Raw genomic sequence first — 13,533 nt, 5'->3', positions numbered from 1 at the left:
ATCCCCCTCCTTGCGCGCGACGCAATTAACGTTAAGAACCCAGTCGATGGATCGTATTCATATTCGCGGCTGCAACCCGCTCAACGGCCGCCTTCCCATCTCCGGCGCAAAAAATGCTGCGCTGACCCTGCTGCCTTGCGCATTGCTGACGGATGAGCCGGTAACGCTGCGCAACCTGCCCCGTCTCGCCGATGTCGACAGCTTTGGCCATCTGTTGAACCAGTTGGGCGTATCGACGATGATCGAAGGCGCGCGGCCAGAGGATTTCGGTCGCGTCATGACGTTGCGCGCGGGCCGGGTGACATCAACCGAAGCGCCCTATGACATCGTGCGAAAAATGCGCGCGTCGATCCTGGTGCTGGGGCCGCTGCTTGCCCGCGCGGGCGAAGCGCGCGTGTCGCTGCCGGGTGGCTGCGCCATCGGCAACCGACCGATCGACCTGCACCTGAAGGCGCTGGAAGCTTTTGGCGCGGTGATTGAGATCAGCGCGGGCTATGTCCGCGCGAGCGCGCCGGATGGCGGGTTGCCGGGCGGAATGTTCACTTTCCCGGTGGTGTCGGTCGGCGCGACGGAAAATGCGCTGATGGCGGCGGTGCTGGCGAAGGGCACCTGCATCCTGGAAAATGCCGCGCGCGAACCGGAAATCGTCGACCTGTGCAGGCTGCTCGTCGCGATGGGCGCTGATATTGAAGGGATCGGCAGCGACAAGCTGACCATATATGGGCGCGATCGCCTGCATGGCGCTACCTACAGCGTCATGCCCGATCGGATTGAAGCGGGCAGCTATGCCTGCGCGGCGGCGATCACCGGTGGATCGTTGGAACTGGCGGGCGCGAACGCCGACGACATGCACGCAATTCTGGCCGCGCTTCGCGACGCGGGCGTCGATGTGCAGGAAACAAAGGGTGGCATCATCGTGTCGTCCGACGGCAAGCTGAAGCCTCTGACATTGTCGACCGCGCCTTTCCCGGCTTTCCCGACGGACATGCAGGCGCAGTTCATGGCGATGCTGACCAAGGCCGATGGCGCGTCCGTGTTGACGGAAACCATTTTCGAAAACCGCTACATGCACGTTCCAGAGCTGACCCGCATGGGTGCCGACATCGGCGTGAACGGCCGTACCGCCGTGGTGCGGGGCGTCGATCGGCTGGTCGGTGCGCCGGTGATGGCGACCGATCTGCGCGCGTCGATGAGTTTGATCCTGGCTGGCCTGGCGGCGGAAGGGGAGACGCAGGTGAACCGCGTCTATCATCTCGACCGTGGTTATGAGCGGCTGGAAGAAAAGCTGTCGGCGGTGGGTGCCGATATTGAACGGGTCAGCGATGGCTGACGGCGGCGGCGGGCTGGAGACGGATCGCGCCGCGTTGCTGGCGCGCTACGATCTGGATGCCGGCGGCTTTATCGCGCTGGATGAGATCACGGATTTCGCGGCGGCCCTTTGCGGTTCACCGATCGCGCTGGTCAGCATCGTCGAGGATGAGCGGCAGCGTTTCCTGGCGCGCACGGGGCTGGATGCAGACGAAACGCCGCGCGACCTGTCTTTTTGCGCCCATGCGATGCTGGATGATGCCATCTTCGTCGTGCCCGACGCCAGTGTGGACCCGCGCTTTCGCGACAATGCGCTGGTCACGGGGCCGCCGTTCATCCGTTTCTACGCTGGCGCGCCATTGCTAGGCAGGGAAGGCGTGCCGCTGGGCGCATTGTGCGTCATCGATGATCGGCCACGTCAGGACCTGACGGCGATGCAGCGCCAGGGGCTGGCCTTGCTGGCGCGCCACGTGATGGTCGAACTGGAGGGGCGCAGGCACGACCAGGATGTGATCGCTCGGCAGGCCGAGGATGCCCAGATGGTGGCACAAAGCGATCGGCTGTTTCGAACCCTCGCCGACACGATGCCGCAAATGGTCTGGTCCACGCTGGCTGACGGCTATCATGATTATTATAACGCGCGCTGGTACGAATATACCGGGGTGGCGGATGGATCGACCGATGGCGACGGCTGGAATGACATGTTCCATGCCGAAGACCGGGAACGGGCGTGGGCGTGCTGGCGTCACTCGCTGGAGACGGGCGAGCCTTATGATATCGAATATCGATTGCGGCACCATAGTGGCGAATATCGCTGGACGCTGGGACGCGCCCTGCCGATCCGCGATGGGAACGGTCGGATCACGCGATGGATCGGCACCTGCACCGAAATCCACGAACAGAGGCTGATGCTGGAAGAGCGAGAGATCATCGCGCATGAACTGTCCCATCGCATCAAGAATATCTTTTCGGTGATTTCCGGCCTGATCGGACTGTCAGCCCGCACCCATCCACAAATACGCGATGTTGCCGATGATCTGCGCGACCGGATCATGGCGCTGGGCCGCGCCCATGACTTTGTGCGCCCGCATGGCAATGAAAGTGGGAGCAACGCGCTGGAAGGCGGGCTGCGCGGCATTCTGGAGCAGATTTTCGCGCCTTATCAGGATGATACCGGCAGCCGCATCGTCTTTTCGGGTGAAGACCCCGCCATTGACGACCGATCGGCGACCCCACTCGCGCTGCTGTTCCACGAGCTTGCCACCAACGCCGCGAAATATGGCGCATTGTCCGTGCCGGAGGGCAGAGTCCATATCATGGTCCGCCGCGAAGACGGCGACATCCGAATTGACTGGCACGAGGAAGGCGGCCCAATCGTCACCCCGGCAAGTGCCGAAGGTTTTGGCAGCCGCCTCATGCAGCTTAGCGTCGAACGTCAGCTGGGCGGTGACATGGTGCGGGATTGGCGACCGGAAGGATTGGCGATCAAGCTGAGGATCCCATTCCGTTCCATGAGCCGGGTAGCGGCCGGAAAGGCGTGAAGCCTGCTATCTCAGCGGCTTCCAGTTCAGCGCTGTCGTCAGCGATGAGTTGTAATGTGGCGGTAATGCTGTCCGCGCGGAAGGGTTTGGCAATGACCCCCAGCGCCGCTTCCGCCGCCGCGCCGATCTGCGCGGGATTGGCGGTGATGTAGATGACCTGGATTCCAAACTGGCCCGCCAGTTCCATGCCGATGCCGGGACCGGTTGGACCATCTCGCAGATTAAGGTCCACCAGCGCAATATCGCAATTTGCCGCCGCAGCCAGAGCCGTCTCCCGGTCGGCTGCGATTGCGCCCACCTTGAAACCAGCATCCTCGACGATCTGTTCAATTTCCAGTGCGACGAAAATTTCGTCTTCGATAATAAGGACTGTTTTGTTCATGTCTCTGCCAGAGGACCCCGGAGGCATTAAATGCGCAAAAACCGGTCTGGTTCCGACCGGGGCGAGTATGATCGCCCCGACCGGCCCTGACCGCTACTGCGCCTGATCGGCTTCCGTGGTCCAGATCGTTTCGAACTTCGTGCCCTGCATCAGCAGGACGCTGGCAGGATAACCGTCTTCGCCAGCCTTGCGTGCCGTCCCGGTCGCGCTGTCGACGGCGGCCTGCTGGGTAGCGAAGGGACCATAATAGCGGTTGTCCAGATTGATCTTCCACTCACCGTCATGCTCAAGGACGATGTAACGCGCGTGGGGCAGGGGCATGGGTTAAAGAACCTCCGTGTTATAATGGTGCCAGGCCAGAATGGCCGCTGCGCCTCGATGAGGACGCCAACGTTCTGCGACTTCGCGGGTCTGGCGCTCGCTTGGTCGAGCGGGCAGGCCCAGGATGCGACCGACTTCGATCTGCACCGCCAGGTCGCCCGCCGGCCAGATGTCAGGACGTCCTTCGGCGAAGAGCAGGTAGATTTCCGCAGACCATCGCCCGATGCCCTTGATGCGCGTCAGCAATTCGATTGCCTGCTCGTCATCTTCCGGCAGGGCGTGAAGGTCGATGGCTCCGCTGGTCACCATTTCGGCAAGGCTGCGGGCATAGCCCTGCTTCTGCCGGGACAGGCCGCAGTTCCGCAGCGCGTCGAAATCACGGTCCAACAGGATGTCCGGCGCGCAGCCTTCACCCAGTTCCGCTTCCAACTTGCGCCAGACGGCGGAGGCTGCGGCGATGCTGACCTGTTGTCCGACGATGGTGCGCAGCAATGTTTCATATCCCGGCTCCCGCATGCGGGGCGGGGGATAGCCCACGCGCCCGATCGCCGCGGCAAATCCGGGTTCGAGCGCAGCGATTGCATCCAGGCTTTCGCGTAACCTTTCTACCGTCGTCACCATCGCGTTGGCCTTCCCGCTCTTGATTTATTGGCGACCCAGCCTATGAGCGGCGAGGAAGTTTTAGGGGATTTGAGTACATGCCCAAGCTGATTGTGGTCAACCGATCAGGTGAAGAACAGGCCGTCGAAGGCGACGTTGGCCTATCCGTGATGGAGGTCATTCGCGACAATGGCTTCGACGAGCTGCTGGCCCTGTGCGGTGGCTGCTGTTCCTGCGCGACCTGTCACGTCTATGTCGATCCCGCTTTTGCTGGCAAGCTGCCGGAGATCGGGGAGGATGAAAACGACCTGCTGGACAGCTCCGATCACCGGAATGAAACCAGCCGCCTGTCCTGCCAGCTCACGCTGAACGAAGATCTGGACGGCCTTCGCGTCACCATCGCGCCGGAAGACTGACCCACCTCCAAAGCGCATAGGGCATTTTCGACCCCGGTGGCATCAGCTGCCGGGTCGGATCATGCTAGCGGCTGACGCGCAGCGTCGCCGTGGGCGCTTCGGTGGTCAGTGGCGTGATCTTCCACATTATCTGCTTTCCCTGGGCCGCAGCCTGCGCGCCATCTTCCTGATTCTGGCTGATGATTTCCGCGTCTGTGGTCAGGGTAAAGACGCCGTCCAGCGCCTTGGCCGCATCATTTCCCGATCCGCCTTGCGCCATGGGCGGCGCGCTCTGGTCGAAATTGCTGGAATAGCCCGGGGCCTTCACGCGCACCCGGTCGTCGCCGCGCAGTTCGACGGCGACGAATGGCAAAATGATCTTTGCATCGCTGTTGAAGGGGAACAGGAAGCTGTGCGTCAGCCGCCCGCTGATCGCATAGTCGATTTCGAAACGGTTGCGGCCCATATAGCGCACCGAACGAAAACCCTTTTCCTTTGAAAGAGCGGCGGCGATTCCCCGCATCTGCGTTTCGTTGCCGCCCGCATTGCTGGTGTCGAACCGCTCATCCGGCCCGTCCTTGAGCGCAGCCTTGGTATAAGCGCTGTCTTTCGTGCGAGGCTCTGTGTTTTCCGCCGGGTCGGCAGGAGAGGACTCCATTCCCTTCATGTCGGACGCCAATATTTCACCCTTATAGGTGAAGCTGAACTGGCGGTCGGCCCGGATGTCCAGCGTCGATTCGAACTTGCCCGGCGTCACCAAACAGGCGGAAAGTGCCAGAAGAGCAGCCATCGCGCTCAACGAGCGGAAAAGAACGGCCATTGAAAACCCCCATCTTCATGGTCCCGGCGGCATCGCGCGCCAATCGCCCGCTGCGCTGCCAGGACCAGCCTATAGTTGTTAAAGCGTTTTCGAAGCAGGGGGAATTACCTACCGGCTCGTAATGGATGCCCTATCGACTGGCCGTCGCATAAAGTGCGATGGCCGCCGCATTGGACACGTTCAGGCTTTCCATGCGCGGGCTGATCGGCAGTTTCGCCAATATGTCGCAATGGGCCATGCTGTTATGGCGCAGCCCTTCACCCTCCGCGCCAAGCACCAGCGCGACGCGCGATTCGCCGATCGCTTCGCCCAGGGTCGTGTCCGCTTCTCCATCCAGGCCGATGCGCCAATAGCCAGCCTCCGCAATTTCATCCAGCGCGCGGGCCAGGTTCACGACACGCACCCAGGGCATGATTTCCAGCGCCCCGGACGCGGCGCGAGCGATTACGCCCGATTCGGGTGGCGCATGCCGATCCTGCGTCACGATGCAGAGCGCGTCGAACGCGGCGGCCGATCGCAAAATCGCCCCGACATTGTGGGGGTCGGTCACCTGGTCGAGCACCAGTACGGGGCGGCGGTCGTCCTGTCCGGCTTCCAACGCATCGCCCAGCCATACATCGTCCAGCGGCTCCACCTCTGCCACAATTCCCTGGTGGGGCGCATCGGATGGCACCATGCGACCGAGGTCAGCAACATCGGCATAGACGATGGGCAGGACCGGCGGCAGGTCCAGCGCGTTCAGCGCCTCTCGCGTGCCCCAGATCTTGCGAACGGTTCGGTTGGGATTGGCAAGCGCCGCAATGACGGCATGGCGACCGTAAAAGCGGGGGAAGTTGCCCTTGGGCTTGGAGGTTCGATGTCCTTTTTTCATGGACCGCTCTTTTCACATCGGACCATTGACAGGCAAGCCTCCTTTCGCCATTGAGCGCGCCTCCAGCGCGGTGACATCATCTTTGTCGACCGTGTCAGGGCACTGGACAGGTGGCCGAGTGGTTAAAGGCAGCAGACTGTAAATCTGCCGGGGTTTCCCCTACGTTGGTTCGAACCCAACCCTGTCCACCAGCCTTGCGGATGCGCCGCCTCTTTCGGGTTTCCGGCTTGCGCATCCTTTTTTCGAGCCCGCCTGAAAAAGGAACGCTTATATGGCGTGGCTCATCCTTGGCATCGCCGTGGTCTCCGAAATCTGTTGGGCGCTCAGTTTGAAATGGGCCGCCACGATGGCGACGTGGCAGGCGTCGATGGTGCCGATCAGCCTCAGTTTCCTCAACATGGGCTTGCTGGCGCTGGCGATGAGGGGCCTGCCCGCTGGCACGGCCTATGCGGTCTGGACTGGACTTGGCGCTGTGGGCGTCATCATCGGCGGGGTGATTTTGTTCGGCGACAGGGTGACGCCGTTGCAGGCCGGTTTCATGGCGCTGACCGTCGTCGGCGTTGTCGGGACCAAGCTGTTCGCGACCGCTTGAACGGTTATACCGCACATGCAGCAAAGGGCTGACCCTGCGCTGATCTCCTGCTAAGGGCCCCCCATGCTGAACCTGAAAGACATCACCGTGCGCCTGGGTGGCCGCACCATTCTGGACCGCGCGAGCGCCGCGTTGCCTCCTCGCAGCCGCGTCGGGCTGATTGGCCGCAATGGCGCGGGCAAGTCGACGCTGATGAAGGTGATGATCGGCCAGCTCGACCCGGATGAGGGCAGTTGCGACATGCCGCGCGACACGCGGCTGGGTTATATCGCGCAGGAAGCGCCCAACGGCACCGCTACCCCTTTCGAAACGGTGTTGGCCGCCGATGAGGAGCGCACGATTTTGCTCGCCGAATCGGAACATACGGAAGATCCTGATCGGCTGGGCCATATTTACGAGCGGCTGAACGCCATCGATGCCTATACCGCTCCGGCGCGTGCGGCGCGCATCCTGGTGGGCCTGGGCTTTGACGAGGAAATGCAGGGGCGGCCGCTCGACAGCTATTCAGGCGGTTGGAAGATGCGGGTCGCGCTCGCTGCGCTGCTCTTTTCGGAACCCGACCTGCTGCTGCTTGACGAGCCTTCCAACCATCTCGACCTGGAAGCGACGCTGTGGCTGGAAAATTTCCTGAAGGCCTATCGCGGCACGGTTGTGGTGATCAGCCACGAACGTGACCTGCTCAACAATGTCGTCGATTATATCCTGCATCTGGAAGGGGGGAAGATCACCCTTTACCCCGGCGGCTATGACGCATTCGAACGGCAGCGCGCCGAACGGCTGGCCCAGCTGGAATCCGCGCGCGCCAAGCAGCAGGCGGAGCGGGAAAAGCTGCAGGACTATGTTGCCCGCAACTCGGCGCGCGCGTCTACCGCAAAGCAGGCCCAGTCCCGCGCCAAGGCGCTGGCCAGGATGCAGCCGATTGCCGCTGCGATCGAAGACCCCAGCCTTGCCTTCGCTTTCCCCAGCCCGCCCGAATTGCGTCCGCCGCTCATCACCATGGACATGGCGTCGGTCGGCTATGGCGACACGCCGGTGCTGAAGCGGGTGAACCTGCGTATCGATCCCGATGATCGGCTGGCGCTGCTGGGCCGCAACGGCAATGGCAAGACGACGCTCGCGCGGCTGATCGCCGCCCAGCTCACGCCGATGGAAGGGGCGATGAACAGCTCGTCCAAGATGAATGTCGGCTATTTCACCCAATATCAGGTGGAGGAGCTGGATATCGACGACACCCCGCTGGACCATATGACCCGGGTGATGAAGGGGGCGACCCCCGGCGCGGTGCGTGCGCAGCTGGGCCGATTCGGCTTTTCGGGTGAACGCGCGACGCAGAAGGTGGGGAGCCTTTCGGGGGGAGAACGGGCGCGTCTGGCGCTGGCGCTGATCACTCGTGATGCGCCGCACCTGCTGATCCTTGACGAGCCGACCAACCATCTGGACGTCGATAGCCGGGAGGCGCTGGTCCATGCGCTGAACGATTATTCGGGCGCGGTGGTGATCGTCAGCCACGACCGTCACATGATCGAACTGGTGGCCGACCGGCTGGTGCTGGTCGATGGCGGGACGGCGCAGGAATTTGCGGGCAGCCTGGAAGATTATACCAGCATCGTCCTGCGCAAGGCGGACGGCAACGGCGGCGGTGGCGACGCGCCCAAGGTCGACCGGAAGGCGGAAAAGCGCAATGCGGCGGAATGGCGCGAAAAGCAGAAGAGCCTGAAAGCCGCGGTCAGCAAGGCGGAAAAGGAGATGGCGACCCTGGCCGCCGAACGCAGCCGGATCGACCAGGCCCTGTTCGACCCAAAGGGCGCATCGGGTGCCGAATCGAAGATGACGATGACCGATCTGATGGTGAAACGGGCGGCGGTCGACAAGAAGCTGGGCGTGATTGAGGAAAGCTGGATGGAGGCGAGTGCCGCCCTGGAGGCGCATTAAAGCGATTGGGATTCAGCTGGACGCTTTCACAAGGGTGGGGGGCGTTCTTGCGTGATCGCGCTTTGGGCCGTCAGCGGCCCTTCTATCCCGTCGCCCGTCCGCATCCGCGTCACGATGTTCCATGTTGCGATGAACAGGGCTGCGATCACTGGCCCGATGACGATGCCATTGATGCCGAACATGTCTATGCCGCCTAGCGTGGATATCAGCACGACATAGTCGGGAAGGCGTGTGTCGCGTCCCACCAGAATCGGCCGCAACAGATTGTCGACCAGGCCGATCACGAACACGCCACAGGCGATCAGTATCACGCCCTTGATGATCGCTCCGGTGGCTAGCAGGTAAAGCGCGACCGGCACCCATACCAGCCCGGTTCCGACCGCGGGGATCAGCGAGAAACAGCCCATCAGCACGCCCCAGAGCAAGGGGGCCGGTATTCCCAGTGCCCAAAAGACGGTGCCGCCGATCATGCCCTGGACGATGGCGACGACGATGCTGCCCTTGATCGTCGCGCGGGTGACGACGACGAACTGCTGCATCAGCGCGCGCCTGTGGGTCAAACGCAGTGGTGCCGCGCGATCGAGACGGACCGCCAGCGACGGCCCGTCGCGCAGCAGGAAGAAGGTGAGGTAGAGCGTAACGCTGAGCGCCACGAAGAAGCTGAACGCGCTCTGGCCGATCTGGAAAAGCTGGGCGGCGACCGCGCGGAAACTGGTGGCTATGCCCGCGCTCAACATTTCGCGCACGGCGGCGAAATTGGTGATGCCAAGCCGGGCGAGGAAGGCCGAAGCCCAATCGGGAAGGCGAGCCTGAAACTGAGCAAAGACCTGAGCGATGTTGATTTCGCCCGACTCAATCCGACCGTAGAATAGGGTCGCTTCCTGCACCAGCGCGACCCCCAGGATGATGGCCGGCAGGATCACCACGGAAATGATGATCAGCAGCGTCAGCCCGGCGGCGCTGTTGGGGCGTCCCGGCATTTTTTCCAGCAGAGTCTGGTTGAACGGTGAGAACAGAATCGCGGCGATCACCCCCCACAGGATCGCCGCGAAAAAAGGTTCGATAACCAGAGCGAACGCGATCGAGACGATCAGCACGAAGCCCAGAAAGACACCATCTTCGATACGGACGTTCTGCGGCTTGTGGTTCATGCTAGCGGTTTGGCAGAAGTCGCGCCGCAAATCCATGCGCAGCTAAGGTCGCTCGGCACGGGCATCGAATTGGAAGGTGACGGCCACGCGCGGTGCCAGGCCAGCGCTGCTTTCGCCGTTGCCAACGCCGAAGGGCAGGCGGGCGATGTTGGCCGATCCCGTGACCTTGCGGCTATTGCCCGCCCCTGAAAGAGTGAAGCGGATGGCCTGCGCGCGGCTCATGCCCTTCAGGCTGAGCGTGCCCGCCGCGCGATAGCTGTTTCGCCCAGTCTTTTCCGCTCCCTTCGCGGTGAAGACGGCCTTGGGATGGGCAGCGACGTCGAAAAATTCGTCGCCTGCCAGCATGCCGTCCTGGTAGGCGTCGCCCACGCTTGCGCTGGCAAGGTCGATCTCCACACGGATGATGGCGCTTTCGGGGTGATCGGGGTCCATGACGATCTTTGCGGTCCAGCGGGAAAAACCGCCGCTGATCGTTTCGCCGCTGTTGTCGACCGAAAATCCGATGCGCCCGCCCGGCTGCACCGTCCATGCAGATGGCGGCGCGATTGTTTCTTCCACCTGCGCCGTTGCATTGTCAGGCGCGACTGTGGCTTCGGCTGCATTGGCGACGCTGGCGTCAATGGGTGCGGGCGGGGCGATTTCGCTCTCTATCGCGGGCGCAGCGTTTTGCGGACGGGCGGGCTTTGAAACCGGCTCCGGCAGGATTGCCTTCCCCAGCAACAAGCCCAACAGCATCAGGCCGGGCAGCGCAACCAGCAGCACGGGCGACCGCGCGGGCATCATCCGCCAGATCAGGCCGTCGCGCAGCATCATATGGTGCCGGATTGCGCCCGCCACATGCAGCAGGAAAAGGGCGATGCCCAACCACGCCAGCAGCGCATGTCCACCTTCCGCCCATTGATGCGCGTCGGCGGGCAGGGGAAGGTGGGGGAGCGGGATGACGCCGAACAATAAGGTGGGCACCTTGACCCGCGCCGTAGACACCAGCGCCCAGCCCGTGAGTGGTGCGCCCAGCATGAACAGGTAAAGGCCGCCATGCACGGCGCTGGCCAGCGCGCCTTGCCAGCCGCGTTCCACCGGATCGGGCCTTGGTTTCCCAAAGCGCACGGCCAGCCGAACCAGCGTCAGGACCAGAATGCTGACCCCCACCGATTTATGCAGCTGATAAAGGGAGAACCCCCGCGCGCCGAGATCTTCCAGCGCCCATCCGACACTGATCTGAAAGGCAAGGAGGGCGGCGATCGTCCAATGCAGGAAGATGGCGATCAGGCTGTAGCGGCGCATGGAATCTCCGGCCATGGGAAGGGCGCGAAGCTATGGGGCGTCGCAGCCAAAGTCCATGGTCGCCAGCGGAAACACTGCGTTGACCAACCTGCCTTCAACCATAGCGGCTGTGTCAAAAAGGTCGCAGTGGGGCCAATTTTCCCCCGATCATTGAATCCGTGCCTGCAAAGGCTAAGACACATAAAAAATAGCGTATTGGAAAAACAGGACATGGCCAAACCAGAAGCTTGGCGTCTGACCCCGGAAGCGTATAGTTTCATTACCACGCTCGATACGCGCTTTCAGGATGTCGACACGATGGGTCACATCAACAATGTGGCGATATCCGGCATATTCGAAACTGCGCGCATCCGTTTTCATCACCATCTGGGCCGCCATCCGCAGGAACAGGGCGTGCGCTGGCTGGTCGCGGCGGTTTCGCTCAACTTTGTGGAAGAATCACACTTCCCCTATCCGTTCGAAGTGCATTGCGGCATCGGCCATATCGGCCGCACCAGCTGGACGGTCAGTTCAGCCGCGTTTCAGAAGGGCGTGTGCGTCGCGACCTGCGATACGACGGTCGTCACCCATGGCGCCGAAGGCCGTCGCCTGATTGACGAAAGCCTGCGTGAGGCGATGGAGCGGAATTTCCTGCGTCAACCGGGCTGAGTTGACCGGCTTCAGGCGAAGCCGTCCATCCGCCGCGACCATTGGAATGTGATGACCATGGCCTTGGCAGGCTGAATCAGCAACAGCGCCAGGATCACCGCCAGGCAAGGCCATAAAGCAGCCTGCACGCCCAATGGAATGGCAAGCGCGCGGTTCACTTCGATCATCAGCGGCACCAATATGTGGCCCAGCAGCAAGATGACGATATAGGCCGGGAAGTCGTCCGCCCGGGATAGGTCCCAACCTGCGCCGCAATGTTCGCAGGAGGGGGATGGTTTCAGGAAGCTTTTGAACATCCGGCCTTCGCCGCACGCGGGGCAGCGCCCCCGCAGCGCCAGGGCCAATGCGGGACGCAGCGGGCGGTCGAGATCGCTGGGCTGGGGCGTATCGCTCATGCGTCGCGTCTATGATCCACTGCCGGGCGGGGCGCAACCGCGACGATAATCGCAGCGCCGCTCTTCCGCCCGCGCGAAAGGCTGTTAAGACGCGACGATGCGCCTGCCGGGTCCCACCGAAGCCTTTGTCCTGTTCGACGATGCGCGGGAGCGCAACGCTGCCCCCGCCCGGCTGTATCGCGACCCTGTTTCGATCATCGTTGCCCACCGGCTGGAGGAAGTGCAGCCCGCGCTCGACCGCATTGCGGAAGCGGGGGAGGCGGGCCTGCACGCCGCTGGCTATATGAGCTACGAGGCGGGGCTGGCGCTGGAAGATCGGCTGCTCCCGCTGGCTCGGCGGCATCAGGGCCGGCCAGGATCAGCGCCGCTGCTGTGGTTCGGCCTGTTCGACGGCCTGCGGTTCATCAAGCCCGAAGCGGTGCCGGGCCTGCTGCCCGATCCGTCCGGGGTGCGGATCGAACCGCTGCGGCCCTTGATCCAGGAAGCCGCCTATCACGCGGCCTTCGACAGGGTGCAGGAATATATTCGCGCTGGCGATATCTATCAGGCGAACCTGACCTTCCCCTGCGCCACGCGTTTTCACGGCGACCTCATGGCGCTCTATGCCGCTGTCAGGCCGCGCCAGCGCGCAGGCTATGGCGGCATGATCCGCACGGGCAGTCATGACATCCTGTCCTTTTCACCCGAACTTTTCTTTACCAGCGTTCGCGGTCAGTTGACGGCGCGCCCGATGAAGGGGACCGCAGTCCGCAGCGCGGATGCCCGGCACGATGCGATGCTGGCGCGCGAACTGGAATCCGACCCAAAGCAGCGCGCCGAAAATCTGATGATCGTGGATCTGCTGCGCAATGATTTGTCCCGCGTGTCGCGCGCCGGAACGGTAACGGTCCCAGACCTGTTCCATGTGGAAAGCTATCCCACGGTGCACCAGATGGTATCGACGATCCGCGCCCGCCTTCTCCCCGGCCTGTCGCCCGTTGACGTGCTTCGGGTGCTGTTTCCATGCGGGTCGATCACCGGCGCGCCCAAGGTCAGGGCGATGGAGATCATCGGCGAGGTCGAACCTTTCCCGCGCGGAGTCTATACCGGAGCCGTGGGGTGGATCGATCCCGACGGGGACGCCGCCTTCAATGTTGCCATCCGCACGATTTGCGTCGAAGAAGGAAGCACGGAAGGGCTTTTGGGGCTGGGGTCGGGGATCATCGCAGATTCCAGCGCAGCGTCGGAATGGGCGGAATGCCTGGCCAAGGGGCGTTTTCTGGCGGGGGCTTGATTTTGGGCTACAGGGGGCTT

Annotated in this window: 15 protein-coding genes and 1 tRNA gene; 8 read left to right on the top strand and 8 right to left on the bottom strand. The window is 62.8% G+C overall.

Going from position 1 to position 13,533, the window contains the following annotated elements; genetic code table 11:
• Nucleotides 1-46 precede the first annotated feature (46 nt).
• Together murA and FHS54_RS11875 are read left to right on the top strand one after the other, a co-directional pair.
• Complete coding sequence (gene murA / locus FHS54_RS11880; protein WP_167304020.1) at nt 47-1,330, top strand: UDP-N-acetylglucosamine 1-carboxyvinyltransferase; 1,284 nt, start codon at nt 47-49, stop codon at nt 1,328-1,330.
• Nucleotides 1,323-2,849 carry a sensor histidine kinase gene (locus tag FHS54_RS11875; RefSeq protein ID WP_167304019.1) on the top strand — a complete coding sequence of 509 codons (1,527 nt, stop codon included), beginning with the start codon at nt 1,323-1,325 and terminating at the stop codon, nt 2,847-2,849. The genes murA and FHS54_RS11875 overlap by 8 nt, the downstream gene beginning before the upstream one ends.
• On the opposite strand, the gene FHS54_RS11870 is transcribed toward FHS54_RS11875, so the two are convergent.
• The 3 genes from FHS54_RS11870 to FHS54_RS11860 form a co-directional block, all read right to left on the bottom strand.
• Entirely contained in the window at nt 2,794-3,231 is a 438-nt protein-coding gene (locus FHS54_RS11870; RefSeq protein ID WP_167304018.1) for a response regulator, read from the bottom strand. The two genes, FHS54_RS11875 and FHS54_RS11870, sit on opposite strands and share 56 nt — an antisense overlap.
• A gap of 93 nt (nt 3,232-3,324) precedes the next feature.
• Nucleotides 3,325-3,552, bottom strand: a complete 228-nt coding sequence (locus tag FHS54_RS11865; RefSeq protein ID WP_167304017.1) for a DUF2188 domain-containing protein — start codon at nt 3,550-3,552, stop codon at nt 3,325-3,327.
• Between the two features lie 3 nt (nt 3,553-3,555).
• The gene (locus tag FHS54_RS11860) at nt 3,556-4,173 is read right to left on the bottom strand and encodes a DNA-3-methyladenine glycosylase family protein (protein ID WP_167304016.1); all 618 of its coding nucleotides are present in this window, start codon (nt 4,171-4,173) and stop codon (nt 3,556-3,558) included.
• Between the two features lie 77 nt (nt 4,174-4,250).
• Between FHS54_RS11860 and FHS54_RS11855 the strand changes: the two genes are divergently transcribed.
• The gene (locus FHS54_RS11855; protein ID WP_167304015.1) at nt 4,251-4,568 is read left to right on the top strand and encodes a 2Fe-2S iron-sulfur cluster-binding protein; all 318 of its coding nucleotides are present in this window, start codon (nt 4,251-4,253) and stop codon (nt 4,566-4,568) included.
• Nucleotides 4,569-4,632: 64 nt separating this feature from the next.
• Here FHS54_RS11855 and FHS54_RS11850 read toward each other — a convergent pair whose 3' ends face one another.
• Together FHS54_RS11850 and rlmB are read right to left on the bottom strand one after the other, a co-directional pair.
• Complete coding sequence (locus tag FHS54_RS11850; RefSeq protein WP_167304014.1) at nt 4,633-5,367, bottom strand: hypothetical protein; 735 nt, start codon at nt 5,365-5,367, stop codon at nt 4,633-4,635.
• Between the two features lie 130 nt (nt 5,368-5,497).
• Nucleotides 5,498-6,238 (bottom strand): 23S rRNA (guanosine(2251)-2'-O)-methyltransferase RlmB, encoded by a 741-nt coding sequence (gene rlmB / locus FHS54_RS11845; RefSeq protein WP_167304013.1) that lies wholly within the window; start codon nt 6,236-6,238, stop codon nt 5,498-5,500.
• Nucleotides 6,239-6,342: 104 nt separating this feature from the next.
• Between rlmB and FHS54_RS11840 the strand changes: the two genes are divergently transcribed.
• From FHS54_RS11840 to FHS54_RS11830, 3 genes are all read left to right on the top strand, one after another.
• A tRNA-Tyr gene (locus FHS54_RS11840) sits at nt 6,343-6,429 on the top strand.
• 80 nt (nt 6,430-6,509) lie between these two features.
• Nucleotides 6,510-6,830 carry a DMT family transporter gene (locus FHS54_RS11835; RefSeq protein WP_167304012.1) on the top strand — a complete coding sequence of 107 codons (321 nt, stop codon included), beginning with the start codon at nt 6,510-6,512 and terminating at the stop codon, nt 6,828-6,830.
• Between the two features lie 63 nt (nt 6,831-6,893).
• A complete protein-coding gene (locus tag FHS54_RS11830; RefSeq protein WP_167304011.1) occupies nt 6,894-8,762 on the top strand; it encodes an ABC-F family ATP-binding cassette domain-containing protein in 1,869 nt (622 codons plus the stop codon).
• 26 nt (nt 8,763-8,788) lie between these two features.
• Here FHS54_RS11830 and FHS54_RS11825 read toward each other — a convergent pair whose 3' ends face one another.
• A complete protein-coding gene (locus FHS54_RS11825) occupies nt 8,789-9,913 on the bottom strand; it encodes an AI-2E family transporter (RefSeq protein WP_167304010.1) in 1,125 nt (374 codons plus the stop codon).
• 42 nt (nt 9,914-9,955) lie between these two features.
• On the bottom strand, nt 9,956-11,197 hold the full coding sequence (locus FHS54_RS11820; RefSeq protein WP_167304009.1) for a cytochrome b/b6 domain-containing protein: 1,242 nt from the start codon (nt 11,195-11,197) through the stop codon (nt 9,956-9,958).
• A gap of 210 nt (nt 11,198-11,407) precedes the next feature.
• On the opposite strand from FHS54_RS11820, the gene FHS54_RS11815 reads away from it, so the two are divergent.
• Nucleotides 11,408-11,845, top strand: coding sequence for an acyl-CoA thioesterase (locus tag FHS54_RS11815; RefSeq protein WP_167304008.1), 438 nt, complete (start codon nt 11,408-11,410; stop codon nt 11,843-11,845).
• Between the two features lie 11 nt (nt 11,846-11,856).
• Here the strand turns inward: FHS54_RS11815 and FHS54_RS11810 are convergent, their stop codons facing one another.
• Nucleotides 11,857-12,240 (bottom strand): DUF983 domain-containing protein, encoded by a 384-nt coding sequence (locus FHS54_RS11810; RefSeq protein ID WP_167304007.1) that lies wholly within the window; start codon nt 12,238-12,240, stop codon nt 11,857-11,859.
• Nucleotides 12,241-12,337: 97 nt separating this feature from the next.
• On the opposite strand from FHS54_RS11810, the gene pabB reads away from it, so the two are divergent.
• Nucleotides 12,338-13,513, top strand: coding sequence for an aminodeoxychorismate synthase component I (gene pabB / locus FHS54_RS11805; protein WP_167304006.1), 1,176 nt, complete (start codon nt 12,338-12,340; stop codon nt 13,511-13,513).
• Nucleotides 13,514-13,533 lie beyond the last annotated feature (20 nt).

It is taken from the genome of Sphingobium vermicomposti, from assembly GCF_011762025.1.
Taxonomy (GTDB): domain Bacteria; phylum Pseudomonadota; class Alphaproteobacteria; order Sphingomonadales; family Sphingomonadaceae; genus Sphingobium; species Sphingobium vermicomposti.
The sequence above is the reverse complement of the archived record's forward strand: the minus strand, read 5'-3'. Positions and strand labels throughout refer to the sequence as shown.

Bases quoted from the DNA above. Each gene is read 5' to 3' on its own strand.
- murA (WP_167304020.1), top strand. From the start codon at position 47: ATGGATCGTATTCATATTCGCGGCTGCAACCCGCTCAACGGCCGCCTT.
- FHS54_RS11875 (WP_167304019.1), top strand. From the start codon at position 1,323: ATGGCTGACGGCGGCGGCGGGCTGGAGACGGATCGCGCCGCGTTGCTG.
- FHS54_RS11870 (WP_167304018.1), bottom strand. From the start codon at position 3,231: ATGAACAAAACAGTCCTTATTATCGAAGACGAAATTTTCGTCGCACTG.
- FHS54_RS11865 (WP_167304017.1), bottom strand. From the start codon at position 3,552: ATGCCCCTGCCCCACGCGCGTTACATCGTCCTTGAGCATGACGGTGAG.
- FHS54_RS11860 (WP_167304016.1), bottom strand. From the start codon at position 4,173: ATGGTGACGACGGTAGAAAGGTTACGCGAAAGCCTGGATGCAATCGCT.
- FHS54_RS11855 (WP_167304015.1), top strand. From the start codon at position 4,251: ATGCCCAAGCTGATTGTGGTCAACCGATCAGGTGAAGAACAGGCCGTC.
- FHS54_RS11850 (WP_167304014.1), bottom strand. From the start codon at position 5,367: ATGGCCGTTCTTTTCCGCTCGTTGAGCGCGATGGCTGCTCTTCTGGCA.
- rlmB (WP_167304013.1), bottom strand. From the start codon at position 6,238: ATGAAAAAAGGACATCGAACCTCCAAGCCCAAGGGCAACTTCCCCCGC.
- FHS54_RS11835 (WP_167304012.1), top strand. From the start codon at position 6,510: ATGGCGTGGCTCATCCTTGGCATCGCCGTGGTCTCCGAAATCTGTTGG.
- FHS54_RS11830 (WP_167304011.1), top strand. From the start codon at position 6,894: ATGCTGAACCTGAAAGACATCACCGTGCGCCTGGGTGGCCGCACCATT.
- FHS54_RS11825 (WP_167304010.1), bottom strand. From the start codon at position 9,913: ATGAACCACAAGCCGCAGAACGTCCGTATCGAAGATGGTGTCTTTCTG.
- FHS54_RS11820 (WP_167304009.1), bottom strand. From the start codon at position 11,197: ATGCGCCGCTACAGCCTGATCGCCATCTTCCTGCATTGGACGATCGCC.
- FHS54_RS11815 (WP_167304008.1), top strand. From the start codon at position 11,408: ATGGCCAAACCAGAAGCTTGGCGTCTGACCCCGGAAGCGTATAGTTTC.
- FHS54_RS11810 (WP_167304007.1), bottom strand. From the start codon at position 12,240: ATGAGCGATACGCCCCAGCCCAGCGATCTCGACCGCCCGCTGCGTCCC.
- pabB (WP_167304006.1), top strand. From the start codon at position 12,338: ATGCGCCTGCCGGGTCCCACCGAAGCCTTTGTCCTGTTCGACGATGCG.